26 protein-coding genes and 1 pseudogene are annotated in these 25,975 nt (G+C 69.4%); 15 read left to right on the top strand and 12 right to left on the bottom strand.

The features are described 5' to 3' along the window. The first annotated feature begins 23 nt into the window (after positions 1-23). Genes crtI through ACZYVJ_RS21670 form a run of 7 tightly spaced genes read left to right on the top strand, consistent with a single transcriptional unit; the run spans position 24 to position 6,361 of the window. A complete protein-coding gene (gene crtI / locus ACZYVJ_RS21700) occupies positions 24-1,547 on the top strand; it encodes a phytoene desaturase family protein (protein ID WP_463833255.1) in 1,524 nt (507 codons plus the stop codon). Beyond that, on the top strand, positions 1,544-2,497 hold the full coding sequence (locus ACZYVJ_RS21695) for a phytoene/squalene synthase family protein (RefSeq protein ID WP_463833254.1): 954 nt from the start codon (positions 1,544-1,546) through the stop codon (positions 2,495-2,497). The genes crtI and ACZYVJ_RS21695 overlap by 4 nt, the downstream gene beginning before the upstream one ends. Continuing rightward, a complete protein-coding gene (locus tag ACZYVJ_RS21690; RefSeq protein WP_463833253.1) occupies positions 2,494-2,817 on the top strand; it encodes a lycopene cyclase domain-containing protein in 324 nt (107 codons plus the stop codon). Before ACZYVJ_RS21695 ends, ACZYVJ_RS21690 begins: the two co-directional genes overlap by 4 nt. Then, positions 2,814-3,125 (top strand): lycopene cyclase domain-containing protein, encoded by a 312-nt coding sequence (locus tag ACZYVJ_RS21685; RefSeq protein WP_463833252.1) that lies wholly within the window; start codon positions 2,814-2,816, stop codon positions 3,123-3,125. Before ACZYVJ_RS21690 ends, ACZYVJ_RS21685 begins: the two co-directional genes overlap by 4 nt. After that, a complete protein-coding gene (locus tag ACZYVJ_RS21680; protein WP_463833251.1) occupies positions 3,112-3,831 on the top strand; it encodes a class I SAM-dependent methyltransferase in 720 nt (239 codons plus the stop codon). The genes ACZYVJ_RS21685 and ACZYVJ_RS21680 overlap by 14 nt, the downstream gene beginning before the upstream one ends. Further along, positions 3,828-5,354: an FAD-dependent oxidoreductase gene (locus ACZYVJ_RS21675; RefSeq protein ID WP_463833250.1), complete on the top strand. Its 1,527-nt coding sequence runs from the start codon at positions 3,828-3,830 to the stop codon at positions 5,352-5,354. Before ACZYVJ_RS21680 ends, ACZYVJ_RS21675 begins: the two co-directional genes overlap by 4 nt. After that, entirely contained in the window at positions 5,351-6,361 is a 1,011-nt protein-coding gene (locus ACZYVJ_RS21670) for a DUF5914 domain-containing protein (RefSeq protein ID WP_463833249.1), read from the top strand. Before ACZYVJ_RS21675 ends, ACZYVJ_RS21670 begins: the two co-directional genes overlap by 4 nt. Positions 6,362-6,374: 13 nt before the next feature. Here the strand turns inward: ACZYVJ_RS21670 and ACZYVJ_RS21665 are convergent, their stop codons facing one another. Then, the gene (locus tag ACZYVJ_RS21665; protein ID WP_463833248.1) at positions 6,375-6,599 is read right to left on the bottom strand and encodes a hypothetical protein; all 225 of its coding nucleotides are present in this window, start codon (positions 6,597-6,599) and stop codon (positions 6,375-6,377) included. A gap of 162 nt (positions 6,600-6,761) precedes the next feature. Here ACZYVJ_RS21665 and ACZYVJ_RS21660 point away from each other — a divergent pair. The 3 genes and pseudogenes from ACZYVJ_RS21660 to ACZYVJ_RS21650 all read left to right on the top strand — a co-directional run bounded on the left by ACZYVJ_RS21660 (position 6,762) and on the right by ACZYVJ_RS21650 (position 8,239). Then, a pseudogene (locus ACZYVJ_RS21660) lies at positions 6,762-7,192 on the top strand (hypothetical protein). After that, positions 7,189-7,404 (top strand): hypervirulence associated TUDOR domain-containing protein, encoded by a 216-nt coding sequence (locus tag ACZYVJ_RS21655; RefSeq protein WP_463833247.1) that lies wholly within the window; start codon positions 7,189-7,191, stop codon positions 7,402-7,404. Before ACZYVJ_RS21660 ends, ACZYVJ_RS21655 begins: the two are co-directional and overlap by 4 nt. 262 nt (positions 7,405-7,666) lie before the next feature. Further along, on the top strand, positions 7,667-8,239 hold the full coding sequence (locus ACZYVJ_RS21650; RefSeq protein ID WP_463833246.1) for a MarR family winged helix-turn-helix transcriptional regulator: 573 nt from the start codon (positions 7,667-7,669) through the stop codon (positions 8,237-8,239). Here the strand turns inward: ACZYVJ_RS21650 and ACZYVJ_RS21645 are convergent. After that, on the bottom strand, positions 8,236-9,486 hold the full coding sequence (locus ACZYVJ_RS21645) for a glycosyltransferase (protein WP_463833245.1): 1,251 nt from the start codon (positions 9,484-9,486) through the stop codon (positions 8,236-8,238). The genes ACZYVJ_RS21650 and ACZYVJ_RS21645 overlap by 4 nt on opposite strands. An 11-nt stretch (positions 9,487-9,497) precedes the next feature. Next, positions 9,498-10,544, bottom strand: coding sequence for a type 2 isopentenyl-diphosphate Delta-isomerase (fni, locus tag ACZYVJ_RS21640; protein ID WP_463833244.1), 1,047 nt, complete (start codon positions 10,542-10,544; stop codon positions 9,498-9,500). A 145-nt stretch (positions 10,545-10,689) separates the two neighbouring features. Between fni and ACZYVJ_RS21635 the strand changes: the two genes are divergently transcribed. From ACZYVJ_RS21635 to ACZYVJ_RS21625, 3 genes are read left to right on the top strand one after another with little or no spacing between them, the layout of a single operon-like run. Further along, positions 10,690-12,795: an MMPL family transporter gene (locus ACZYVJ_RS21635; protein WP_463833243.1), complete on the top strand. Its 2,106-nt coding sequence runs from the start codon at positions 10,690-10,692 to the stop codon at positions 12,793-12,795. Next, a complete protein-coding gene (locus tag ACZYVJ_RS21630) occupies positions 12,792-13,271 on the top strand; it encodes a TspO/MBR family protein (protein WP_463833242.1) in 480 nt (159 codons plus the stop codon). Before ACZYVJ_RS21635 ends, ACZYVJ_RS21630 begins: the two co-directional genes overlap by 4 nt. A gap of 3 nt (positions 13,272-13,274) precedes the next feature. Then, positions 13,275-14,603, top strand: coding sequence for a cryptochrome/photolyase family protein (locus tag ACZYVJ_RS21625; protein WP_463833241.1), 1,329 nt, complete (start codon positions 13,275-13,277; stop codon positions 14,601-14,603). Between the two features lie 66 nt (positions 14,604-14,669). Here ACZYVJ_RS21625 and ACZYVJ_RS21620 read toward each other — a convergent pair whose 3' ends face one another. Further along, positions 14,670-15,407, bottom strand: a complete 738-nt coding sequence (locus ACZYVJ_RS21620; RefSeq protein ID WP_112707040.1) for an acyltransferase — start codon at positions 15,405-15,407, stop codon at positions 14,670-14,672. A gap of 147 nt (positions 15,408-15,554) precedes the next feature. On the opposite strand from ACZYVJ_RS21620, the gene ACZYVJ_RS21615 reads away from it, so the two are divergent. Both ACZYVJ_RS21615 and ACZYVJ_RS21610 read left to right on the top strand, forming a co-directional pair. Continuing rightward, positions 15,555-16,826 (top strand): outer membrane protein assembly factor BamB family protein, encoded by a 1,272-nt coding sequence (locus tag ACZYVJ_RS21615; protein ID WP_463833240.1) that lies wholly within the window; start codon positions 15,555-15,557, stop codon positions 16,824-16,826. 18 nt (positions 16,827-16,844) lie between these two features. Beyond that, entirely contained in the window at positions 16,845-17,234 is a 390-nt protein-coding gene (locus ACZYVJ_RS21610) for a hypothetical protein (RefSeq protein ID WP_463833239.1), read from the top strand. Positions 17,235-17,266: 32 nt separating this feature from the next. On the opposite strand, the gene ACZYVJ_RS21605 is transcribed toward ACZYVJ_RS21610, so the two are convergent. The 8 genes from ACZYVJ_RS21605 to ctaD form a co-directional block, all read right to left on the bottom strand. After that, a complete protein-coding gene (locus tag ACZYVJ_RS21605) occupies positions 17,267-17,953 on the bottom strand; it encodes an esterase (protein ID WP_463833238.1) in 687 nt (228 codons plus the stop codon). A gap of 70 nt (positions 17,954-18,023) precedes the next feature. Further along, on the bottom strand, positions 18,024-19,256 hold the full coding sequence (locus ACZYVJ_RS21600) for a class I SAM-dependent methyltransferase (RefSeq protein WP_463833813.1): 1,233 nt from the start codon (positions 19,254-19,256) through the stop codon (positions 18,024-18,026). Further along, on the bottom strand, positions 19,214-20,185 hold the full coding sequence (locus ACZYVJ_RS21595; RefSeq protein ID WP_463833237.1) for a class I SAM-dependent methyltransferase: 972 nt from the start codon (positions 20,183-20,185) through the stop codon (positions 19,214-19,216). The genes ACZYVJ_RS21600 and ACZYVJ_RS21595 overlap by 43 nt, the downstream gene beginning before the upstream one ends. A gap of 10 nt (positions 20,186-20,195) precedes the next feature. Then, complete coding sequence (locus ACZYVJ_RS21590; protein WP_463833812.1) at positions 20,196-20,960, bottom strand: enoyl-CoA hydratase; 765 nt, start codon at positions 20,958-20,960, stop codon at positions 20,196-20,198. Next, the gene (locus ACZYVJ_RS21585; protein WP_463833236.1) at positions 20,957-21,787 is read right to left on the bottom strand and encodes an NUDIX hydrolase; all 831 of its coding nucleotides are present in this window, start codon (positions 21,785-21,787) and stop codon (positions 20,957-20,959) included. Before ACZYVJ_RS21585 ends, ACZYVJ_RS21590 begins: the two co-directional genes overlap by 4 nt. Beyond that, positions 21,784-22,626, bottom strand: a complete 843-nt coding sequence (locus ACZYVJ_RS21580; protein WP_463833235.1) for an ABC transporter ATP-binding protein — start codon at positions 22,624-22,626, stop codon at positions 21,784-21,786. The genes ACZYVJ_RS21585 and ACZYVJ_RS21580 overlap by 4 nt, the downstream gene beginning before the upstream one ends. A 60-nt stretch (positions 22,627-22,686) precedes the next feature. Continuing rightward, the gene (gene serB / locus ACZYVJ_RS21575) at positions 22,687-23,925 is read right to left on the bottom strand and encodes a phosphoserine phosphatase SerB (protein ID WP_463833234.1); all 1,239 of its coding nucleotides are present in this window, start codon (positions 23,923-23,925) and stop codon (positions 22,687-22,689) included. 24 nt (positions 23,926-23,949) lie between these two features. Further along, the gene (ctaD, locus tag ACZYVJ_RS21570) at positions 23,950-25,695 is read right to left on the bottom strand and encodes an aa3-type cytochrome oxidase subunit I (protein ID WP_463833233.1); all 1,746 of its coding nucleotides are present in this window, start codon (positions 25,693-25,695) and stop codon (positions 23,950-23,952) included. Positions 25,696-25,975: the final 280 nt, after the last annotated feature.

The following is a 25,975-nucleotide window of genomic DNA, read 5'->3' as shown; positions in this document are numbered from 1 at the left end:
ACCGACCGGGGAGCCTGTTGATCATGCGGACCATCGAAGGGCGCTCAGATCACGTGGTGGTGATCGGAGCTGGGCTGGCCGGCCTCTCCGCTGCGCTGCACCTGGCCGGCCGCGGGCGCGTGGTGACGGTGGTGGAGCGCGAGCCGTGGCCGGGCGGGCGGGCCGGTCGTCTCGACATCGACGGCTACCGGATCGACACCGGTCCGACGGTGCTCACCATGCCGGACATCATCGACGAGACGTTCGCGGCCGTGGGCGAGCGACTGAGCGACCGCATGGAGCTGCTGCCGGTCGACCCGGCGTATCGCGCGGTATTCGCCGACGGCAGTGCGCTGGACGTGCACAGTGACGCCGATCGGATGGCCGACGCGGTCGCAGAGTTCGCCGGCTTCGGACAGGCAGCGGGCTACCGGCGGCTCCGGAACTGGTTGACGCGGTTGTACCGCACCGAATTCAACGGATTCATCGCCGCGAACTTCGATTCCCCGCTCTCACTGCTCACCCCGCAGTTGGCGCAGCTGACCGCGATCGGCGGCTTCCGCAAGTGGGACCGGATGGTCAGGCGGTACATCAGCGACACACGGCTGCAGCGGATCTTCACCTTCCAGTCGTTGTACGCCGGCGTGGCGCCGCGCGACGCGCTAGCGGTGTACGCGGTGATCGCGTACATGGACACCATCTCGGGTGTGGTGTTTCCGCGTGGCGGCGTGCGCGCGCTGCCCGACGCACTGGCCGCGGCCGCCGCCGACGCCGGTGTGCGATTCTGTTACGGCGCAACAGTTACCGCGCTCGAACGCACCGGCGGCCGGGTCGGCGCGGTGGTGACCGACCAGACCGGGCGCATCGCCTGCGATGCGGTCGTGCTGACCACCGAGCTGCCGCAGACCTACGCGCTGCTGGGCCGCACACCGCGTCGTGCGGTGCGGCTGCGGCCCTCACCCTCGGCCGTCGTCGCGCACTTGGGTTGTCCCGCCATCACATCCGGTACGGCCCACCACACCATCCTGTTCGGTGAGGCGTGGGATCAGACCTTCACCGACATCGTCGACGACGGACGACTCATGCGGGACCCCTCCCTGTTGGTCACCCGGCCGACGGCGAGCGACCCGACCCTGGCTCCGCAGGGGCGCGACCTGCTCTACCTGCTCGCTCCGGCGCCGAACCTGGAGCGGGGCGCCATCGATTGGGCCGGTACCGGGGGCGCCTACGTCGAGGACATGATCGCGCACGTCGCCGACCGGCTGCTGCCCGGCTTGCCGCACGACGCAACGGTTTTGGATGTCGTCACACCGGCCGACTGGGCACGGCAGGGCATGGCGGCCGGCAGTCCGTTCGCGCTCGCCCACACGTTCGGTCAGACGGGCCCGTTCCGGCCCGGCAACATGGTGCGCGGCATCGACAACGCCGTGCTCGCCGGGTCTTCCACGGTGCCCGGCGTCGGCGTGCCGACCACGCTGATCTCCGGGCGGCTCGCCGCCGACCGCATCACGGGCGCCCCCGCGGCACGGTCGGCCGCGCACATCGACATGAAAGCGGGGCTGCCGTGATGCGCGGCGAGTTGGCCGCGGCTGGAATCGACGACCCGCGGCTGCGCGACGGATACCGGCAATGTCGCGAACTCAATGCCGCGCATGGCCGCACCTTCTTTCTCGCCACCCGGCTGCTCGCGCCCGACCAGCGACCGCCCGTGCACGCGCTGTACGGCTTCGCCCGTTACGCCGACGACATCCTCGACGACCTCGACCCGCAGGTCGGCGCCGACGCCCGCGGCCGGCGGCTGCAGCAGCTGTCGGAGCGCTTTTTCTCCGGCGGAGCTCATTTGGAAGATCCACTGGTGGCCGCGGTCACCGACACCGTGCGGCGCTACCGGATCAGCGCCGGGCTGTTCGAGGACTTCCTGGCTTCGATGCGGATGGACCTCGCGGTCACCGACTATCCCGACCGCGACACCCTCAACCACTACATGCGGGGCTCCGCGGAAGCCATTGGACTGCAGGTACTTCCGATATTGGGCACCGTGACGCCGGTGCAGGAGGCCGCGCCGTACGCCGCGGCACTGGGCCGGGCGTTTCAGCTGACCAATTTCCTGCGTGACGTGGACGAGGACCTGCAGCGCGGCCGGGTCTACCTGCCCGCCGACGAACTGGCCGCCGACGGAGTCGACCGGGAACTGCTGGTGTGGTGCCACGAGCACCGCCGCACCGATCCGCGGGTGCGCCGGGCCCTGGTCACCCAGCACGAAATCGCCCGGCAGACCTACCGATTCGCCACCGACGGAATCGGCACGCTCGCCCGCCGCTCGCGACCGTGCGTGGCGACCGCCGCGGCACTGTATTCAGAGATCTTGGACTGCATCGAAAAAAGCGACTTCGCGGTGTTCGATCACCGGGCCACCGTCGGCACGGCCCGACGGCTTCGGGTTGCCGGCGCGGGGCTGATACGGTCGTGGCGGGCGCGGAACGGCGCGCTGGGCGTTCGTCAATCGGGGGCCGCATGAGCGATCGGTGGCAATACCTGGCGGTGCTCGCCGCATGCCTGGTGATCACCGCGCCGCTGGAAGTCTTCGGCCCCGGCGTCTACCGGCAGTGGCGCCGGGTCATCAAGGCGGTCGTGCCGGTGGCCGCGGTATTCCTGGTCTGGGATGAGATCGCGGTGGCCGCGCACGTGTGGACCTACGACCGCAACTATCTGTGCGGCCTGAGCATCCCGTTCCGGGTGCCGATCGAAGAGGTGCTGTTCTTCCTGGTCATCCCGGTGTGCGCATTGCTGACCTACAACGCCGTCACCACCATCCTGGCCAAGGTGCATCGCCGATGACCGGCCTCGGGTACACCCTGCCGGCCGCGCTGGCGGTATTGCTGGTCGGCGCACTGGAATTGGCGTTGCTGCGCACCGGGCTCTTCCGGCGGCCGGCGTACTGGGTGTCGATGCTGATCGTGATCGGATTCCAGATCCCGGTGGACGGCTGGTTGACCAAACTCAGCTCGCCCATCGTCAGCTACGACGATCGGCAGCTGAGCGGAGCGCGTTTCCCGTTCGACATCCCGATCGAAGACTTTCTGTTCGGCTTCGCGTTGGTAACCGCGGTGCTGTTGCTGTGGGAGCGGCAACGTGCGCGTCGGTGATGCGGGCCCCGGCGATTTGGCGACCGCGTTCGACGCGGGTGCGCCGGCCTACGATCGCCTGGTCCGCGCCAGCCCCGGCTACCACGCGCAGCTGTCCCTGTCGGCCCGCCGAATGCGGATTCCGGACCGCGGCAACGGGTTACGGTTGCTCGACGCCGGGTGCGGGACGGGCGCGTCGACGGCCGCGCTGCTCGCCGCCGCCCCCGAGGCCGACATCGTCGCCGTCGACGCGTCGCGGGGCATGCTCGACGAGGCACGCGCCAAGGACTGGCCCGCCTCGGTGCGCTTCGTCCACACCCCGGTCGAACAGCTGGCCGAGCACGGGATCACCGGCCCGTTCGACGGCATCCTGGCCGCCTACCTGATCCGCAACGTCGCCGACCGCGACACACAGCTGCGCCGGTTCCGCGAGATGTTGCGGCCGGGCGGCACGCTGGCGGTGCACGAATATTCGGTGCGCGACTCCCCCGCGGCCACTGGCATCTGGCACGCCGTGTGCTGGGGCATCATCATCCCCGCCGGGTGGTGGCGCACCCGCGACACCGGGTTGTACCGCTACCTGTGGCGCAGTGTGCTGGCGTTCGACGGCGCCACGCGATTTCGGACTCGGCTCTCCGACGCCGGTTTCACCGCCGTGCACAGCGAGACGATGCCCGGCTGGGAAGCCAACATCGTGCACACCTTCCTGGCGGATGCGCCGCGATGAGCGTCGATCGGCGTCGCCGAACATTCGCCGCGCCAACGGGATTGCCGCACGCGGACGCGCTGGAATCGCGCCCGCAGGTGGTCGTCGTCGGCGGCGGGATCGCTGGACTGAGCGCAGCCACCGGGTTGGCCGAGCGCGGCGTCGCCGTCGAGGTCATCGAAAGCGAGCACTACCTCGGCGGCCGCGTCGGCGGGTGGACCGAGCGCGACGACGGTGTCGAGCTCGCGATGAACCGCGGCTTCCACGCGTTCTTCCGGCAGTACTACAACCTGCGCGCCCTGCTGGGCCGGATCGACCCGCAATTGCGAATGCTCACTCCCGTCGAGGATTACCCGCTGATCGACGGGGCGGGCCGGCGCGATAGCTTCCGCGGCTTGCCGCGCACCCCGCCGTGGAATGCCGTGGTCTTCGCGGCGCGCAGTCCCACGTTCCGGCTTCGTGACTTCACCCGCATCGACGCCCGCGCGGCCGCGCCGCTGGCCGCCGTATCGGTGCCCGGCACCTACCACCGCCTGGACCACACCGACGCCGCGACGTTCCTCGAGGACATCCGTTTCCCGGAAGCAGCAAGGCATCTCGCGTTCGAGGTGTTCTCCCGCAGCTTCTTCGCCGACCCCGCCGACCTTTCCGCGGCCGAGTTGGCGACCATGTTTCACATCTACTTCCTGGGGTCGTCGGAAGGCCTGATCTTCGATGTGCCGTCGGCGAACTACGACAGCGCCCTGTGGCAGCCGTTGCGCGACTACCTCGAAGGGCGGGGCGTGCGGTTCCGGCTCGCCACCAAGGTCCTGCGCATCGGCACCGGGCCGCCGAAGACCTTCCGGGTGCACACCGATTCCGCTGACCAGCCCGACGTCGACGCCGTCGTATTGGCCACCGACATCGCGGGTTTGCAGCGGATCGTCGCGGCGTCCGGCGACCTGGGCACCGAGGACTGGCGCGCCCAGATAGCGCGGCTGCGCACCGCGCCGCCGTTCGCCGTGCACCGGTTATGGCTCGACCGCCCGGTCGCGCCGCACCGGCCGGCGTTCCTGGGCACGGCCGGCCACGAACCGCTCGACAACATCAGCGTGCTGGAACGCTACGAACGCGAGGCGCGCAACTGGGCGGCTGCGCACCGCGGCTCCGTCGTCGAATTGCACTCGTATGCACTGGATTCCGCGCCGTCCCGCGCCGCCGCCCTACGACAACTGTACCGGGTGTATCCCGAAACCGCTTCGGCACAGATCGTCCACGAGCGGCTGCTGCATCGCAACGACTGCCCGTTGTTCTCGCCCGGCTCCTATCCCCACCGCCCCCCGGTCATCACGCCCACGCCGGGCCTGCTGCTGGCCGGCGACGCAATCCGAATCGACCTGCCGGTGGCACTCATGGAGCGGGCCGCCACCACCGGCTGGTGCGCCGCCAATCAACTCCTGCAACGATGGGGATTAGCCGGACACCAGTTGGCCACGGTACCCACCCACGGCCGGTCACCACTGCTGCGCTGGCTTGCCGCCCGCGAAAGAGCCACCCGATCATGAAGATTCGCGAACAGCTTCAGCAACGCCTGTCCGCCGCCCGGGCCAAAGGCTGGCCGCTGCAGGTGATCCCGCGCGCGCCGTGGGCCGATCAGCGCCCGACGTATCGCGACGCACAGCCCGCCATCATCGAGGGAGCGTTGCAGCGCTCCCAGCGCAAACCCACCGGCAACTGGTACGCGTTCGCCGCCAGCGACCGGGTGCCCGCCGGGCGGCCCTTGGGCACCCGCGTCGCCGGTGTAGACGTCGTCGCCTGGCGTGACGAACAGGACGGGCTCTGTGTGGGTCCGCGCAGTTGTCCCCATCTGGGCGCCGACCTCGCGACCGGCACCGTGCACCGGGGCGCGCTGATTTGCCGCTGGCACGGGCTGACGCTCGACGGACACGCTCGCGAGTTCGGCTGGAGCCCGCTGCCCAGTCACGACGACGGCGTGCTCGCGTGGGTGCGGCTCGACGCGGTGGGCAAGGAGAAACCGCTGGACCGGCCGGTGCTTGCGCAACGGCCGAGCGGCGGCACGCTGAGCGCGGTCGCCCGCATGCAGGGTGTGTGCGAGCCGACGGACATCATCGCAAACCGGCTCGACCCCTGGCACGGAGCGTGGTTCCACCCCTACTCGTTCACCCGTCTCGACGTGCTCACGACGCCCACCGAACAGGTCGACCGATTCCTGGTGGCGGTGACATTCCGGATGGGCCGCCTGGGGGTGCCGGTCGTCGCGGAGTTCAGTTGTCCGGAGGCACGCACCATCGTCATGCGCATCGTGGACGGCGAGGGAACCGGAAGCGTCGTCGAAACCCACGCGACGCCAATGGGTTCGGGTCCCGACGGCCGACCGCGCACCACCGTCCTGGAAGCCACCATCGCGCATTCGGACCGGCCCGGCTTCGCGCACGCCTCCCGGGTGGCGCCGCTGATCACACCCTTCATGCGCTACGCGGCCACCAAACTCTGGCGCGACGACCTCGCCTACGCCGAGCGGCGCTATCAGGTACGCGCCGGGCTCGGCTGACGCCGCCGCCATCTCATGGGGTGTATTCGCCCCCCGGGGCGTTGGTCGCGGGAGCCGCGGCATGCCGACCACCGGTTGACCGGCGCCGCACCAGCCACCACACACCCACCAGCAGCAGGATCACTAGCACGATCACGGTGGGCCACATGGCCAGCTGCGCGAGCCACAAGCGTCGTTGTAGGCGCATCACTTTGCGCTCCGCGCGCCCCAGGCGCCGGGAAGTCTCGATCACAGTCATCGTCACACCAGATACCCGAGGCACACCCGTTCAAACCGTCACGCGGGCGCCGCATGCGACTCACGCCAAAGCCTTAACTATTCAGTTTGTGAATCGCTGAATCCGACGATTCGCTCACCCTCGCGGCGGGAATGCCATAGGCCAACGCGGGGGGAGGAATTCATGAGCGACGGGCCGGACGTCGACGGCGTTGCGCATGCGGTAGGGCGAGTGACCGAGGCGCTGGAAACCATCGAGCGTGCGCGCGGGCATTTGTATTCCTTCCATCAGCTCACCGGCCGCGCCGACCTGCAACTCGACGAGGCGGTGGCGCGGCTGCACGACATCGGCCACGCCGATCTCGCGCGATACATCTGTAGCGAGCTGATCGGGCGCAACGTCCTGCCGGCCGGTGGAGCTTTCAGGTCGTCGAGGAGTACGACGACGGCTACTACCGTTGCTTCAAAGAGACCGAACAGCTGGTGCGGAGCCGACTCACCGACGGTCACCGCCACGTCCATGAGATGGCGTTGAAACGGCGCCGCCGCACCGCCGGCCACCCGGCCCACACCTCGTCCCCCAGCGATGAATCGGCGAAAGGTGACTCCCGGTGAGCGACAGCGAATTCAACCAGGGCGACAAGGTGCAGTGGCGAAGCCACGGCACCACGGTCCAGGGCACGGTGGAAGGCAAGATCACCTCCGATACCGACGCCGCCGGCCGCACGGTGCGGGCGTCCAAGGACGAGCCTCAGTACAAGGTACGCAGCGACAAGACGGGCGCGGACGCGGTGCACAAGCCGGATGCGCTGCGTCGTGCAAAGTGATGCACGTGAACACGATCCACGAGAACTGACATGACCGATGCCCGGACGGCAAGATCGACGAGAGCCCGTGGCGGGGCTCGTTGATGAACCGGGGTCGCGACCCCGCGATAGCGCCCCCTGGATGCGGCTGAGGCGCCGCACGAGGCTACCCGCCGAGGGTGCCGTACGCTGATGGCCATCGGAACGCTTGGGCGTTTCGCCTGCCGCGGACAGCGGTCGCCGATACGCTGGCCGGCGTATCTTCCAAGAAGGATGCGGGTAAGTGACCAAGCGCGCCGCCGCTGACCGGCGACTAGACCGGGCCGAACTCGAGAAATTGATGTCGGCCGACATGCGCGCGATCACTGCGCAGTCCGATCGCATCGGCCGGCACTTCGCCCGCCAAAATGACGTCAGCGGCACCGACTTCCACGCGTTGCTGCACATCATGGTCGCCGAGACCGCCGGAGAACCTTTGACCGCGGCACAGCTGCGACGGCGCATGGACGTGTCACCGGCCGCGATCACCTACCTCGTCGATCGCATGATCGACGCCGGCCATGTCCGGCGGGAACCCGATCCCCAGGACCGCCGCAAGACCCTGCTCCGTTACGAGAAACCGGGAATGGCCCTGGCCCGGTCGTTTTTCACTCCCCTTGGCGCCGAACTGCATACGGCGCTGGCCGACATACCCGATCGTGACCTGGCGGCGGCACATCGGGTGTTCACGTCGATGATCGAGGCGATGGCCAGCTTCGAATCCCGACTCGCCCCACCAAGTCCCAAGGCTCCCGCGGCCGAACCGAAGCGCGCGACGGCCAAAGGCCCGCGCAGCCCGGTCAAACGCGGCGGTTAGTGCACCGGCCACTCGGCCGCGCAGCCCAGTAGCCGTTGCTCGATCAGGTCGGCACCGCGGGCCACACCGCCCGTCGCCGCGAATCCGGCCGCAACCCGGTGCGCACCGCCGGCCATCGTCATCGCCTCGCGCACTTTGGCCCTCAGCCGCGCCGCGGTGAGTTTCTTCGCGGCCAGGCGGGTGCCGCAGCGGGCAACCTCGACCCGCCGCGCCACCTCGGCCTGGTCGCGGGCGAACGGCACGACGCAGACCGGCACGCCGCGATCGAGGGCCTTCAGCGTCGTGCCCATCCCGCCGTGCGTGATGGCGCAGCCGGCCTTGTCGAGGATGGCCGCGTGCGGCACGAACCGGCATACGGTCGCGTTCGCCGACCGCGGCAGATCGGCGGGTACACCGGCCGGGAACGTCGCCACCACGTGAACGTCCGCGTCGGCCAGCGCGCGCAACGCGATTCGCCCCAGGGCCTCGTCGGCCTGCCGCAGCGAGGAGGTGTTCACCAGCACCAGCGGACGATCGATGGCGTCGATCCACTCCGGTGTGGCCCTGGGTGTGGGCTCGAATACGCACGCGCCGATGTGGTGCACCAGACCGGCCCATCCGGGGTGCGGGTACTCGAACGGCTCGCCACCCACCGCAAGCACCAGAGGCGCGCGCCGCATGAAACCGTCCACCGATGTCACCGGAGGTACGCCCAGCCCAGCACGAATGGCGTTGATGCGGGGCAACATCGGCCGGTCGAACACGTGCCTGACGATCGGCCGTACCCCGGCGTCCCGGAGGTCGCCGATTATGCCCGGCAGTGGACGCATTCCGGGACCGAACGGCGGCACACCGCGGGAGCGCAGATACGGGGTGAACGGCGAGAAGAGCAACCACGGAATGTCGCCTGCGTCCGCGGCCGACAAGGCGCCCCAGCAGTTCGCATCCACGATGACCGCATCCGGTCGGATCGCGTCCACCGCGCGCCGGAAGTCGCCCACCTCTTGCACCGCCCGCCGGCACAGCACGTCGATCGATAACCTCAGCACTCCCAACGCGTTTCGCGCCTGCCAGTCGTTGCCGGCGATAGCCTCGATGTCGGGGGCGACCGCCTCGGCGTGCACGCCGACCGATCGCATCGCCGAGACGCCGGCCGACATGGTGCGCAGGTGAACATCATGGCCGCGCTGGACCAGCTCGGCCAGCACGGCCCCCGTCGGCAGCAGATGTCCCAGGGCCGGCGAACCGTACGCCAATATGACGGCCACCTCGCGCGGGCCTAGGCCACGCCGATGAGGTCGACATCGCGCAGGTCCGCCAGCTTCGCGGCGCCGCAGCCGTGCAGGCAGACCCTGAGCTCATCGATGAACGGCTGCAGCCAATCGACCACGGCCGCAGTCGATTCGATCGCGGCGGCCAGCAACGGCCGAGCCACCGCCACCACATCGGCACCCAGCGCGATCGCCTTGGCCGCATCCATGCCGGTGCGGATGCCGCCGGATGCCACCAACGGGACCGCCGGCAGCACCTCACGCACCTCCACGATCGCGCGGGCGGTGGGAACGCCCCAATCAGCCAGGTGCGGATAGCGCAGTTCACCGTACCGCACGAACTGTTCGACCCGCGACCACGACGTGCCACCGGCGCCCGCGACGTCGATTCCGGCAACCGGCAATTCGCCTTCTCCCCCAACGAGTTCCGCGGCAGCCGCGCCGCCGATCCCATGCCCGACCTCCTTGAGCAGCACCGGATAGCCGATGCCGTCGGCCGCCTCGCGCAGCCTGCTCAGCGAGCCGGAGAAATCGGTGTCACCGTTGTGCTGCATGGCTTCCTGAAGCGGATTGGTATGCACGGCAAGGGCGTCGGCGCCCACTCGGTCGAGGGCCTTGGCCAGATCCGGCACGGCGGTCTCCGTCAGTTGCGCCAGGCCGATGTTGCCGAACAGCAATACATCCGGGGCCACGTCGCGCACCGTGAAGCTGTCCGCGGCGCGCTCCCCCAGCGCACTGTCCAGCATGATCCGCTGCGAGCCCAGCATCATGCCCAAGCCCAGCTGCTGGGCGGCCGCCGCCAGATTGCGGTTGATCGTCCTGGACAGCTCGGCACCCCCGGTCATCGCACCGATGAGTATCGGAGATCGCAGGTTGGCGCCGAAAAACCCGGTGGACAAGTCGATGTCACCCAGGTTCGTCTGAGTCAGCGCGTTGTACGGCAATGCGTAGCGGTCCAGCCCGGTGGTCACGCCGTCGTAGCCGACCGGCTCGTTCAGGCAGACGTCGATGTGGCGCCGCTTGCGGGTGCTCATCTCCCCCCGGTCAGCGGTCATCGCAGGCCTCCCTCGCGTCCGACACTGACCCGGCCCCCGCGTTCATAATGTCCATAGTGCCCCCTCTTGCGTATCGCCGGCGCTGCCGCGTGACGATGCGTCATTTCAGTTGATTAATGTTTAACAAACTGAAAGGGTTGTGATCGTGGTGTGGGATTCCTTGGCCGCCGCTGTGACCGGCCGGCGTTCATGGCTGCTCGCGCTGGTCACGGCCCTGCTGGGTGTCGCATTCATGGTTCTGGTCGGTGGCAACGCCGCTTCGGGCCAGTCCCCGCAATCGGTTCCGGTTGCTGCGCAATCCGCGCAGGTCGACGCCCTGGCAAGGCAATTTCCCGGGGGTGACAAAGCCCCGCTGATCGTGGTGGTCAGCCGCACCGATGGCGGGGTCCTCAGCCCGTCCGACGTCGCGGCCGCCCAAGCCGCGTGCGATCGGGTGCAGGCGGCGGCGCAACCCACCCCGAATCAGGCCGCGCCCCTGAGGCCCGCGCAGGACGCCAAGGCCGTCCTCGGCGTCGTGCCGATCAGCGCCATCCTGTCCGGGCTCGCCCTGGGCGACGCCGTCGCCGGGCTGCGCGCGGCCGCGGCCAGCGGTCTGCCCGCGGACCTGCAGGTGCACGTGACGGGCGGCCCGGCATTCGGCGCCGACATCGCCAGCGCCTTCGCGGGCGCGAACATCACCCTGCTCGCGGTGACCGCGGCGGTGGTGGCGCTGCTGCTGATCGCCACCTACCGGTCACCGGTGCTGTGGCTGGTCCCGCTGCTCGTGGTCGGATTCGCCGATCGGGTGGCCGTCGCGGTCGGCACGTCGGTGGCATCGCTGACCGGGCTGAGCTTCGACGGCGCCACCTCCGGGATCACCAGCGTGCTGGTCTTCGGCGCCGGCACCAACTACGCGCTGCTGCTGATCTCCCGGTATCGCCAGGAGCTCCGGCTCCATTCGGCGCACCGCGCCGCGCTGCGTCATGCCGTTCGCCGGGCGGGGCCGGCCATCGTCGCGAGCAACGCCACGGTGGTGCTGGCGCTGCTCACCCTGCTGTTCGCGTCCACCCCGAGCACTCGCAGCCTAGGCGCCCTGGCGGCGTGCGGCCTCGTGCTTGCCGCGATCTCGGTGCTGGTGATCCTGCCCCCGCTGCTGGCCGTGTGCGGCCGGAGATTGTTCTGGCCGTTCATCCCGCGCGCCGGGGACGACGAAACCCTGGACTCCGGCGGGTGGCATCGCGTCGCCGAATGGGTGGGCGGGCGCCCCGCACTGGTCGCCGCGGTCGCGATCGCCGTGCTGGTGGCCCTTGGCGCCGGCCTGTGCGGAACTCGGATCGGCTTGTCGCAGACCGAGCAGTTCCGCGTCCGCGCGGACTCGGTAACCGGTTATACCGTTGTGGCCGAACATTTTCCGGCCGGCCTGGCCAACCCGACGCTGGTCGTCAGCCCGACCGATCACGCCGCACCCGTACAGCGGGCGATCACCTCAACCCCCGGCGTCGTCTCGGCGACCGAGTCCGGTCGGTCGGGATCGGGACTGACGAAGTGGTCGGTGGTGATCGACGCACCGCCGTCGTCAAAGCGGGCGTTCGGTATCGTTGCCGCGCTGCGGGATTCGACACGGACCGCCGACCCGCGCGCGCTAGTGGGCGGTGCCGACGCACAGGCGCTGGACGTTCGCGACGCGGCCACCCACGACCGGGTGCTGCTGATCCCGGCGATCCTGGCGGTCATCCTGATCGTCCTCTACGTGCTGCTGCGGTCGGCCCTTGCGCCACCCACGCTGCTGGCCACAACGATTCTGGGCGCGCTGGCCGCGCTGGGCATGGGCGGCTGGGCGAGCCTGCACGTCTTCGGCTTCCCCGCGCTGGACAACACCACCCCGCTGTTCGCGTTTCTGTTCCTGGCCGCCCTCGGCGTGGACTACACGATCTTCTTGGTCACCCGGGCCCGCGAGGAAGCCGCGCAGCACGGTGCCCGCGGCGGGATGGTGCGGGCGGTGTCGGCCACCGGCGGCGTGATCACCAGCGCGGGAATCGTTTTGGCCGCCGTGTTCTGCGTGCTCGGGGTGCTGCCGCTGATCGTCCTGACCCAGCTGGGCATCATCGTGGGCCTGGGCATCCTGCTCGACACCTTCGTGGTGCGCACACTGGTCATCCCGGCCCTGTTCGCCCTCATCGGCGACCGGATCTGGTGGCCCACCAGCCCTGCCCGCACCAAAGCCGTTGAGCAACAAGCGGACCGGAAACAACCAGAACGGAGCACACCGTGAACAGGTCGATACTTGCCGCGACCAGCCTGGCCGTCGCCGCTGCCGCCGGCGCCGGAAGCATCGCCAGCAGCAACGCCATTCCGCTGTGGTACTCGCGGCTTCGCAAGCCCTCCTACCAGCCGCCCCGCGCCGCCTTCCCCACCGTGTGGACGGCGCTCTACGGTGACATCGCGGGCACGTCGGCGGTGGCCATCGACCGGTTTCGCGCGACCGGGCGGCACGACAAGGCACGCAACTACGCCGCGGCTCTGGCGGCCAACCTGCTCCTGAATGCCGGATGGAGTTGGCTGTTCTTCGGGTACCACAAACTCGGCGCGAGTGCTGTCGGCGCCGCGGCGCTGACGGCCAGCAGCGCCGATCTGGTCAGGCGGACGGCCCAGGCCACACCGCGCGGCGGGCTGGCGTTGCTGCCCTACCCGCTGTGGTGTGGCTTCGCGACCATCCTGTCCACCCACATCTGGCGACTGAATCGCTAGATCATGCCGGCACTGTTGTGGTTTCGCCGAGATCTGCGGTTGCGTGACCATCCTGCACTGATCGCCGCGGCCGAGAACGACGAGGTGCTCGCCTGCTTCGTGCTCGATCCACGCCTGGAAAAGTCGTCGGGACAACGCCGGCTGCAGTACCTGGGTGACGCGCTGCGGCGGCTGCGCGACGACCTCGACGGCCGGCTGCTCGTCACCCGCGGCCAGCCCCACACGCAGATTCCGCGCATCGTCACCGAAATCGGTGCGTCGTCGGTGCACGTCTCCGAAGACTTCGCACCGTTCGGAAAGCGCCGTGATGAGCGGGTGCGCGCGGCACTGGATTCGGTGCCGCTGGTGGCGACGGGTTCGCCGTATCTGGTCTCGCCCGGCCGCGTCACCAAGCCGGACGGCTCGCCCTACCAGGTGTTCACCCCGTTTCTGCGTCAGTGGCAAAAGACCGGCTGGCGCGAACCGGCCGGGTCGAATGCGAAGTCGGCACGCTGGCTGGATCCGGCGCAGCTGCGGATCAGGCAATGCGAGATCCCCGATCCCGGGTTGGCCCTCGAGGTGTCGGCAGGTGAGCCTGCGGCGCGTAAGCAGTGGAAGTCGTTCGTGGACACCGGATTACAGAGCTATGCAGAGAACCGCAACAGGCCGGACCTGACCGGGACCAGCCGCATGTCGGCGCACCTGAAGTTCGGCGCCATTCATCCCCGCACCCTGGTCGCCGACCTGGACCAGCGCGGCGCCGGGGTGCAAGCCTTCTTGCGGGAGTTGGCTTTTCGTGATTTCTACGCCGACGTGCTGCACCACTGGCCGGCCAGCACCTGGCGCAACTGGAACAGCGATTTCGACGGCATTCAGACCGACACCGGCGCCGAGGCCAAACGCCGCTTCGACGCGTGGAGAGCCGGCGAGACCGGGTTTCCCTTCGTCGACGCCGGGATGCGCCAGCTGCGCGACACCGGCTTCATGCACAACCGGGTGCGGATGATCGTGGCGTCGTTTCTGGTCAAAGACCTGCACCTACCGTGGCAATGGGGTGCCGAATGGTTCCTGGACCAGCTGGTGGACGGCGACATGGCGAACAACCAGCACGGCTGGCAGTGGTGTGCGGGTTGCGGTACCGATGCCGCGCCCTACTTCCGGGTGTTCAACCCGATCACTCAGGGCGAGAAGTTCGACCCGGCGGGCGATTACGTCCGGCGCTGGGTACCCGAACTGCGCTCGGCCGACGACGTGCACCTGCGCAAGGGTCAGCGGCCGGACGGCTACCCGGCGCCCATCGTCGACCACGCCGCCGAGCGCACCGAGGCGCTGCGGCGCTATCAGAGCATCTGATTGCGGTTCGCCATCCCGGCGGCGTCAACTTCCAGTTCAAGGTCGACGAACAGCCGCAAGCGCCGGCTAGCGCGAGGCCTTCTTGCGTTCGATGTCGGCCAGCGCGGCCGCGAGTTCGGCGCGCTGTGCGGCCGAGCTCTCCCAGGCGAGCTGACGGTTCTTGACCACCTTGGCCGGTGCGCCGACGGCGATCGAATAGTCCGGGATGACCCCGCGGACCACCGCGTGAGACCCCAGCACGCAACCACGTCCGACGGACGTGCCACGCAGCACCGACACCTTCACGCCCACCCAGGTGTCCGGACCGATCCGGACCGGGGACTTGACGATGCCCTGGTCCTTGATCGGCAGGTCGATATTGTCCATGCGGTGGTCGAAATCGCAGACGTAGCACCAGTCGGCCATCAACACCGAATCGCCGAGCTCGATGTCGAGGTAGGCGTTGATGACGTTGTCGCGCCCCAGCACCACCTTGTCGCCGAACCGCAGCGAGCCTTCATGCGCGCGGATGGTGTTCTTGTCGCCGATGTGCACCCACCGGCCGATCTCGAGCTGCGCCAACTCGGGCGTCGCGTGGATCTCCACGCCCTTGCCGAGGAACACCATGCCGCGGGTGATGATGTGCGGGTTGGCCAGCTTGAATTTCAGCAACCGCCAATAGCGCACCAGGTACCACGGGGTGTATGCGCGGTTGCGCAGCACCCATTTCAGCGAGGCCAGCGTGAGGAACTTGGCCTGACGCGGATCCCTCAGGTTCGATCCACGCCAGCGGCGATGGACCGGTGCACCCCACATGGATGTCATGGCCGGAAAGCCTAGTCGAGAGGCCAAGCGATACCCTCACGTGTACTCGATCGCCGCACCCGCCCAACGCCCCTGCGGAAGGACTTGGAAACCGACGTGCTTGCCCGACAACTCGTCAGTGGGCTCCGGCGTTCGTCCTCCGTCGTGATGGCGGCGGTGCTCACGATCGGGGCCGGCGCCTGCGGCGACACCGACTCCTGGGTCGACGCCTCGGCCGCGCAGGGCTGGCCGGCGCAGTACGCCGACGCCGCCAACAGCAGCTACACCACCACCGACGGGGCCACCAAGCTCTCGCTGCAGTGGACCCGGTCGGTCAAGGGAAGCCTGGCCGCCGGACCGGCGCTGAGCGCGCGTAATTATCTGGCCCTCAACGCCCAGACCTCGGCGGGATGCTCGCTGATGGAATGGGAGAACAACGACAACGGGCGGCAGCGCTGGTGCGTGCGTCTGGCCCAGGGTGGCGGCTTCGGGGGCCCGCTGCTCGACGGATTCGACAACCTCTACGTCGGCCAGCCCGGAGCGCTGCTGTCTTTCCCGGTGACCCAGTGGACCCGGTGGCGCCAGCCGGTGATCGGCATGCCCACCACGCCGCGATTCGTCGGGCAGGGCGCGCTGCTGGTGGCCACGCACCTGGGACAGGTGCTGGTCTTCGACTCCCATCGCGGACAGGTGTCGGGGAGCCCGCTCGACCTGGTCGACGGCGTCGACCCCACCGACGCCGCGCGCGGGCTGGCCGACTGCACACCGGCCCGCCAGGGCTGCCCCGTCGCGGCCGCGCCGGCCTTCTCGGCGGCCAACGGGATGGTGGTGCTCGGTGTCTGGCAGCCCGCCGCTCCCGCCGCTGGTCTGGTGGGGCTCAAGTACCACCCGGGGCAGACGCCGCTGCTGACCCGCGAGTGGACCAGCGACGCCGTGGGCGCCGGTGTGATCGCCAGCCCGGTCCTGTCGGCCGACGGGTCGACCGTCTACGTCAACGGCCGCGACCAACGACTGTGGGCATTGCGCGCCGCCGACGCGAAGGTGAAATGGTCTGCGCCGCTGGGCTTCCTGGCGCAGACGCCGCCCGCGGTCACCCCACAGGGGCTGATCGTGGCCGGCGGCGGGCCCGACACGAAGCTTGCGGCGTTCAGGGACGCCGGCGATCACGCCGATCAGGTGTGGCGCCGCGATGACGTCCTGCCCCTGTCGACGTCGAGCCTGGCCGGCGCCGGCGTCGGCTACACGGTGGCCAGCGGACCCCCGGCGAACGGCGCCCCCGGCATGTCGCTGCTGATCTTCGACCCGGGTAGCGGCCGCACGTTGGGCAGTTATCCGATGCCGGCGGCAACCGGGTATCCGGTCGGCGTGTCCGTCGGCACCGATCGCCGGGTGGTCGCCGCCACCAGCGACGGCCAGGTTTACGGTTTTGCGCCGGCCTGACCGGGACATACTCGTGTAGTGCCGATCGACGAACCCGTGGCGCCAGGCGTCGCGACCATCAAGACCACCGCAAGCCCGCGAGGCAGCACCGCCGACATCGTGGCGACGTCGGTACTGCTGGTCATCCACGGCGGCCTCTATGCGGCGAGCTTCGTGCTGCTGGGCCTGCTGGTGATGACCACCGATCCCTGCGGATCCCGACAATGCGGCGATCCCGCCTGGATCGACCGGGCCATGAATCTGGGCACCTGGGGCGGCGCCGCCCTCCTGGTCGTCGACATCGTGGTCGCCGTGTATTTCCTGGTGCGGCAGAGGCGGGCGTTCTTCGTCCCGCTCATCGGTTGCGTCGCGCAGGTGGCGCTGGCCCTGGGCGCCGTGGCGATGGAGTTGCAGGCCGGCCCGGTCTGAGCGGGCTTAGTGGCGGGTCGCCATCATCGGGACTAGATCGCCAGCGGCGGGATCGCGTTGCGCGGCACCTGGGCCTGCAACGGCCCGCCGAACGCCGGCAGCATCTCGCCTGGGGCGAAGTAGAAGATCAGCTGGTCGTCGGTGATGGCGAAGTTCTGATAGTGCGTCGGGTCACGTCCCGTCGACGGCAGAATCGCGGCGCCCAAAGGGGTTTGGCGTTCCAGGTCGCGCTGCACGATCGGGAAGATGGCGTCCAGCGGGGTGGCGCCCGGGGGGAACAGGTTGTCGAAGGTGATGGGCTGCTTGGTCCCCAGGTTGTAGTTGAACGCCTTGTACCAGATCGACGAGTGCGCTCCCCCGACGTCCTGGAAGAACTTGAGCACGACGCTGCGGGTGTTGTGGGGCGGCTGCCCGGCGACGCGCTGCTCGGTGGTGGCCTCGAGCTGGTAAGGCTGGTCGCGCCCCCCGGAACTCTGCGCGACGGCGACGAAGCCGTCGCGGTTCTGGGTGATGTAGTCGGCCAGCGCCTGGCCGTCCGGATAATCGGCGGGAAAGGTCATGTTGAGCGTGTAGTTGGGGCCGGTCGCGCGCAGACGGCACATCTGGTCGGCCTCGACGCTGCCGCCCAGGCTGGCGCACGACGGTGGCTCGGCCGCGGCCGGCCAGCCCACCACCAAGACCGCCGCCGCGAGCAGCGCAGCGGCTATCGGGTAACGCATCGTGGAATTGTCCTCGCAAATTGGCCAGGGCCGGTGACCCGGAGAAGTGACGCCGCCAGCGTACCCGGCGCTATCGGGAGGGTTGGCAAACGAACGCCATCACCCGGCCGGCGCTGCGCGCGCCGATGCGGGCGATCACCACCGACAGCGATCGGCGCCCGCGCAGCCGCATCCGCTTGCGCAGCGCGTCCGGGTCCACCCGCACCCCGCGCACCAGGATCTCCAGCGAACCGCAGTCCAGCGCCGACAGCGCCTGGCGAAGCCGGCGCTCGTCGAAGACCAGCTGTTCGAGCACCCCGAACCCGCGGTCCGCCGCGGGCAGCCGATCCCCGGAGAGGTAGGCGATGTCGGGATCGAGCTGCCACAGCCCGTGCCGCGCGCCGTAGTGGCGCACCAGCCCGGCCCGCACCACCGCACCGTCCGGGTCGACGATCCAGCGCCCGACCGGTCGCACTCCGCAGTCGTCCGGGTCGTCGTCGGTGAGCTGCTCACCGCGATCCAGGAGGCTCGCCCGCCGGCCCACACCGGGGTGCGCCAGTCCGGCCGACCACAGGCAGGCTTCCCGGACAGAGCCGCGATACGACGTCACCTCGATTTCCCCGTCGAAGCCCAGGCGTCGCACCTCATCGAAATCGATTCCGGGAGCACACTTTACGACGAATTCCCGGTCGCGGTAGGTGTCAAGCAGCGAGCCAAGGCCGGGCCGGTAGTCGTCGATGCGCAATCGCCGCCGACCCTCGACGCGCCGGGCCGGATCGACGACGAGCACGGCGTCGCGGGTCACCGGGCGCAGCGCGTCGGCGCGGCAGATCCAGGCCGATTCCCCCACGTTGTGGCGCGCCATCGCCAGCCGCACCGGATCGATATCGCTGCCCACCGCGGCGATCCCGCAGGCCCTCAGCGCGGCGAGCTCGGTGCCGATCGAACAGGTCGCGTCGTGCACGACGGCGCCGCCGTCGCCGGCCAGCCGTCGGGCCCGGTGCAACGCCACCGGCGCCGCGGTGGCCTGCTGCAGCGCCTCGTCGGTGAACAGCCACCCCGACACTCCCAGCTGGCCCAGTTTTTCCAGGGCGCGGCGGCGCAACAGGACCGTCTCCACCAGCACCGCGGCCCGGTGGCCGAATTGGGCGCGCGCAGCGGCGATATCGCCGACCCGGCTGGCGTCTGTCAGTTCGAGTTCGCCGACCGCCTCCAGCGCCGCGGCACCCGCCTGCGATCGCAGGTAGCCGACGTCGTCCGTGCCGAAGCGCAGCCCACCGCTCAGGAGGGTTTGACCCCGGTCACCATCACGTTGTAGAACCAGCCCTTCGGGACCACGCGGCGCCAGACGTTGGCGTCCACCCAGCTCAGCGTCTTCCAGCCGGTGAAGGCGAATTTCGCCCAGCCCCAGCCCAAACGCCCGGGCGGCACCGACGCCTCGAAGGTGCGCACCGGCCAGCCGAACATCGCGGCGGTGAGCTCTTCGCTGACCGTTCGCACCTGCGTGGCCCCGGCGTTGGCTGCCATCCGCTCCAGGTCGCCCGGGGTGAAGGTATGCAGGTCGACGATCGCCTCGAGCGCGGCGGCCCGGGAGGATTCGTCGAGCTCGGCCTGCGGGCGCCGCCAGCCGCCCAGGCCGGGCAGCTTGGTGACGTTGGTGGCGATGCGCCAGGTCAGGGTGGACAACTCGCGGGCGTAGACGTCGCCGGCGCTGGTCGGCTCGCCGGCGAAGACGAACCGGCCGCCCGGGCGCAGCACCCGGATCACCTCGCGCAGCGACAGCTCCACATCGGGGATGTGGTGCAGCACGGCGTGCCCGACCACCAGGTCGAAAGTGTTGTCCGCGTACGGGATGCCCTCGGCGTCGGCGACCCGGCCGTCGATGTCGAGGCCCAGCGACTGCCCGTTGCGGGTGGCGACCTTGACCATGCCCGGCGACAGGTCGGTCACCGACCCGCGCCGGGCGACCCCGGACTGGATCAGGTTGAGCAGGAAAAACCCTGTGCCACAGCCTAATTCGAGGGCCCGGTCGTAGGGCAGCTCGCGCAGCACCTCGTCGGGAACGATGGCGTCAAAGCGGCCGCGCGCGTAGTCGATGCAGCGCTGGTCATAGGAGATCGACCACTTGTCGTCGTACGTCTCGGCTTCCCAGTCGTGGTAGAGCACCTGGGCCAGCTTGCTGTCGTGCCGGGCGGCTTCCACCTGCTCGGCGGTGGCGTGGGGCGTCGGAACGGCGTCGGTCGAACTGGTCATGCAGGGCAGCCTAACGGCCGCCGGGATCCGCCCGATCGCCACCGCCCTGACCAGCGGTGAACACCTCGACATAGCGGCGGCGTTCGGCGGCGAGGCGCTCGGGGAGTGCCAGATCGAACACGTCGTTGATCCCTGCCTTGGTGGCGGCCAGCGCGTGTCGCGGCCCGTCGAGGAACCGGCGCGCCCACCCGGCGGCGGCGTCGTACACGTCGTCGGGCGCCACCATCTCGTCGATGAGGCCCAGCGCCAGCGCCTCCTCGGCATCGAAAAAACGGCCGCTGAAGACCAGCTCCTTGGCCTTGCTCGCGCCGGCCACCCGGGTCAGGCGGGCCATCGCGTCGCCGCCGGGCACCAGGCCGGCCAGGATCTCGGTCGCGCCGAACTTCACGTTGTCGCCGCTGATCCGCCAGTCGGCGGCCAGGGCGAGGGTGAGCCCGGCGCCCAGCGCGTAGCCGGTGATCGCGGCGACGGCCGGCTTGGGGATCGCGGCCACGGCGTCGACGGCCTCCTGCCGCACCCGCGCGACGCTCTCGGCCTCGGGGCCCCGCAGCGTCCGCAGCTCGGGCATGTCGTCGCCCGCGGAGAAGATCTCGTGGCCGCCGAACAGGATCACCACGGCGACGTCGTCGCGCCGGCCCAATTCCTCGGCCGCCGCGATCACCTCCCGGTAGACCTGGCGGGTCAGCGCGTTGGTCGGTGGACGCGACAGCAGCAACATGGCCAGCCCGGCGTCCTGCGTGCCGTCGCTGACCACGACGCTGACGAACTCGCTCAATGCCGCCATCCCAGGCCGCCCGCTTCCCGCGCCTGGTGGTAGCGGTCGGAATCGAAGAACTCGAACACCCAGTTGTCGCCCTGGATCTCCAGATGCGGCTGCACCGGCACGATCTGGCGTTCGACGGCCAGCACCTCTGCCACCGTCCGCCCGGCCAGCGAGTCCAGCTGCGTCCACGTCGGGGGCAGCAAGAAGCAGCGGCCCGCCTCGAACTCGTCGATGGCGGCCCGGGGTGTCATCCAGCCGGCGAGGTCGGATTCGGTGTTCTCGCCGTCGGCCCGCTGGCCCTGCGGCAGTGCGCCCACGAAGAAATAGGTGTCGTAGCGGCGGGTGCGCTCGGCCTCCGGAGTGACCCAGTTGGCCCACGGCCGCAGCAGATCGGACCGCAGCACCAGGTTTTCCTGGCGCAGGAAGTCGGCGAAGGACAGCGACCGTTCGGCCAGCGCCCGGCGGGCCTCGCCGTAGACCGAGGCGTCGCCGACGATGCCTTCCGTGTCGCCCGCCGGACCGGCGAACAGCACCCCCGACTCCTCGAACGTCTCGCGGGCCGCGGCGCAGACCAGCGCCTCGGCCAGGTCGGGTTCGATGCCGAACCGCTGCGCCCACCACTGCGGCGGCGGGCCGGCCCACGCGATGTCGGCATTGCGGTCGCGGTCGTCGACGCCGCCGCCGGGGAACACCACGGTGCCCGCGGCGAACTCCATCTGGGCGTGCCTGCGCATCAGGAAGACCGCTAACCCGGTTTTGGAGCCGCCCGGGTCGTCGCGGACCAGCATCACGGTAGCGGCAGGCCGCGCGACCAGCGGGGGTCCGTCGGGTGACGTCATAACGGCCTCCGGTGGGCTGCGCGGGTGCGGACTCGCCGCGCGAAATAACGCCCGTCGACGACGTCGAGGGCGATCGCTTGGCCGAACGCGGTGGACAGGTTCTCGGCGGTCAGCACGTCGCTCAGCAATCCGGCGGCAACCACCTCGGCCTCCGAGAGCAGCATGCAGTGGCTGAACCCGGGCGGAATCTCCTCGACGTGATGGGTGACCAGCACCAGGGCCGGTGCGTCGGGGTCGGCGGCCAGGTCGGCAAGCCGGGCGACCAATTCCTCGCGGCCGCCCAGATCCAGGCCGGCGGCGGGCTCGTCGAGCAGCAGCAACTCGGGGTCGGTCATCAGCGCGCGGGCGATCAACACCCGCTTGCGCTCGCCCTCGGACAGCGTGCCGTAGGTGCGGTCCGCGAGGTGCTCGGCGCCCAGGCTCTCCAGCATGTCGATGGCCCGTTGGTAGTCGACGTCTTCGTAGCGCTCCCGCCACCGGCCCAGCACCGCGTAGCCGGCCGAGACGACGAGATCGCGCACCACCTCGTCGGTGGGGATCCGCTGCGCCAACACCGAAGAGCTGAGCCCGATCCGGGACCGCAACTCGGTCACGTCGACCCGTCCCAGCCGCTCGCCGAGCACGAAAGCGACGCCGGACGAGGGATGTTCGGTCGCCGCGGCGATCCGCAGCAGCGAGGTCTTGCCGGCGCCGTTGGGGCCGACGATCACCCAGCGTTCGTCGAGTTCGACCGCCCAATCCACCGGCCCGACCAAGACGTTGCCGCCGCGCCGTAGCGACACCTGCCTGAAGTCGAGCAGCAGATCGGGGTCGGCTGACTCGCTTCCGTTCTCGGGCACCCGACCATCGTGCCGTACCGCGGCGCTCGAATACCTGCCGGGTCACCGCGCCCGGCAGTGCTACGGGTTGGGCGGGATCTCGACCCGGCGGACCTCGCCGTCGACCGCGTCGGCGGCCTCGATTTCGCCGCGGGTCACACCCAACAGGAACAGCACGGTGTCCAGGTAGGGGTGGCTCAGCGACGCGTCGGCGACCTCGCGCAGCGCCGGCTTGGCGTTGAACGCGATCCCCAGTCCGGCCGCGGCCAGCATGTCGATGTCGTTGGCGCCGTCTCCCACGGCGACCGTCTGCGCCATCGGTACCCCGACCTGGTTCGCGAATTCCCTTAGCGCCTCGGCCTTTCCGGCCCGGTCAACGATGGGGCCGATGACCCGTCCGGTGAGCGTGCCGTCGACGATCTCCAGCTCGTTGGCCGCGACGTAGTCCAGCATCAGCTCCTCGGCCAACGGCTCGATGATCCGGCGGAAGCCCCCGGAAACGACGCCGCAGGCGTAACCCAGGCGCCGCAGGGTCCGCAGCGTGGTGCGGGCGCCGGGCATCAGTTCCAAGTGGTCGGCGACCTCGTCGATCACGCTGGCGGGCAGGCCCGCCAGCGTCGCCACCCGCTGTTCGAGCGACTGCGCGAAGTCCAGCTCGCCCCGCATCGCGGCCTCGGTGATCGCGGCGACCTTGCCCTCGGCACCGGCCCGGGCCGCCAGCATCTCGATGACCTCGCCCTGCACCAGCGTCGAGTCGACGTCGAACACGATGAGCCGCTTGGCCCGTCGTTCCAGGCTGTAGTCCTCGACCGCCACGTCGACCTGTTCCTCGCCGGACACCCGGTTCAGCGCGGTCCGCAGCGCGGCGTCCGCCCCCGGCGGCACCGAGACCCGCAGCTCCAGGCCGATCACCGGATAGTCGGAGACGCCGCGGATCAGGTCGATGTTGACGCCCAGCCCCGCCACCTCGCGGGCCACCGCGCCGAACGCGCCGGCGGTAATGGGCCGGCCCAGCACGAAAATGGTGTGGGTCGAGGGCTCCCGCATGATCGGCACGTCGTCGCTGCGCTCGATGCTGACATCGAGGCCCACGTTGCGGATGGCCGATTCGACGTCGTCGCGCAACTGCGCGCTGTCGGCGACGTCGGCCGGGCAGCACACCAGCACGCCCAGCGTCAGGCGATGCCGAATCACCACCTGTTCGACGTTGAGCAGCTCGACCCCGTACCGCGACAGCGCCTCGAACAGGGTCGCCGTCACGCCCGGTTGATCCACGCCGGTGACGGTGATCAGCACCGACACATTGGCTGGTGAGTTCACTCCCGACAGCCGCCCGTCAGGCGATCAGCTGCGAACCTGGACGTCGTCCAGTCTGGTGACGTCCTTGTCCGACGGCCCGTGCGCGCGGCCCACATGCGCCTCGGCGCGGAGCCGCTCCACCATGTGCGGGTAGTGCAGCTCGAATGCCGGGCGCTCCGAACGGATTCGGGGCAGCTCGGTGAAGTTGTGCCGCGGCGGCGGGCAGCTGGTGGCCCACTCCAGCGAGTTGCCGTAGCCCCACGGGTCGTCGACCGTGACGACCTCGCCGTACCGCCAGCTCTTGAAGACGTTCCAGACGAAGGGGAACATTGACGCGCCCAGGATGAAGGCGCCGACCGTCGAGGCGACGTTGTAGGGCTGGAAGCCGTCGCTGGGCAGGTAGTCCGCATAGCGGCGCGGCATGCCCAGGTCGCCCAGCCAGTGCTGCACCAGGAAGGTGGTGTGGAAGCCGATGAACGTCAACCAGAAGTGCAGCTTGCCCAGGCGCTCGTCGAGCAACCGGCCGGTCATCTTCGGGAACCAGAAGTAGACCCCGCCGAAGGTCGCGAACACGATGGTGCCGAACAGCACGTAGTGGAAGTGCGCGACCACGAAGTAGCTGTCGGTGACGTGGAAGTCCAGCGGCGGGCTGGCCAGTATCACGCCGGTCAGACCACCCAGCAGGAAGGTGATCAGGAAGCCGACGCAGAACAGCATCGGCGTCTCAAAGGTGATCTGTCCCTTCCACATCGTGCCGATCCAGTTGAAGAACTTGATTCCGGTGGGCACCGCGATCAGGTACGTCATGAACGAGAAGAACGGCAGCAGAACGGCTCCGGTGGCGAACATGTGGTGTGCCCACACCGCAACCGACAGTGCGGCGATCGACAGGGTCGCGTACACCAGCGTGGTGTAACCGAAGACCGGCTTGCGCGAGAACACCGGAATGATCTCGGTGATGATGCCGAAGAACGGCAACGCGATGATGTACACCTCGGGATGGCCGAAGAACCAGAACAGGTGTTGCCACAACAACACTCCGCCGTTGGCGGCGTCGTACACATGGGCGCCCAGATGTCGGTCGGCGGCAAGCCCGAACAGCGCCGCGGTCAGGATCGGGAACGCGATCAGGATCAGGATCGAGGTCACCAGGATGTTCCAGGTGAAGATCGGCATCCGGAACATGGTCATGCCGGGCGCGCGCATGCACACCACGGTGGTGATCATGTTGACCGCACCCAGGATGGTGCCCAGACCGGCGACGATCAGGCCGGTGATCCACAGGTCTCCCCCGGCGCCGGGTGAGTGCACGGCGTCGGACAGCGGCGTGTAGGCGGTCCAGCCGAAGTCGGCGGCCCCGCCCGGAACGATGAAGCCGGACGCCGCGATCAGCCCGCCGAACAGGAACAGCCAAAACGAGAAGGCGTTCAGCCGCGGGAACGCCACGTCGGGCGCGCCGATCTGCAGCGGCAGCACCAGGTTGGCGAAACCGAAGACCACCGGGGTGGCGTACAGCAGCAGCATGATCGTGCCGTGCATGGTGAACAGCTGGTTGAACTGCTCGTTCGACAGGAACTGCAGCCCGGGAGCGGCCAGCTCGGTGCGCATCAGCAAGGCCATCAGCCCGCCTATGAAGAAGAAGGCGAAGCAGGTGACGGTGTACATGATGCCGATCATCTTGTGATCGGTCGTGGTGATCAGTTTGTAGGCGAGGTTCCCTTTGGGGCCCATCCGGTCCGGGTACGGACGAACGGCCTCGAGTTCTCCCAAGGGGGGCGCTTCGGCTGTCAACAGCTTCTCCAAACATCCAGATCGGACACTGGCCCAAAAATCGGTATTGAGACGAATCTTAGCCGTCGATCATGGCGACGTCAGGGCTGGTCCTACAAACTGTCGTAAATGGCTCAGCGGTGCGGCGCGTCCGTCGGCGCGGCGCCGCCACGCTGGCCGAATGGTGGCGACCCGCTTCGCCCGGCTACGCCGCGCTCGCGATCGCCACGCTGGCCGAATGGTGGCGACCCGCTTCGCCCGGCTACGCCGCGCTCGCGATCGCCACGCTGGCCGAATGGTG

It is taken from the genome of Mycobacterium sp. IDUB_3 (assembly GCF_055419585.1).
This window is presented reverse-complemented; position numbering and strand designations above follow the sequence as displayed.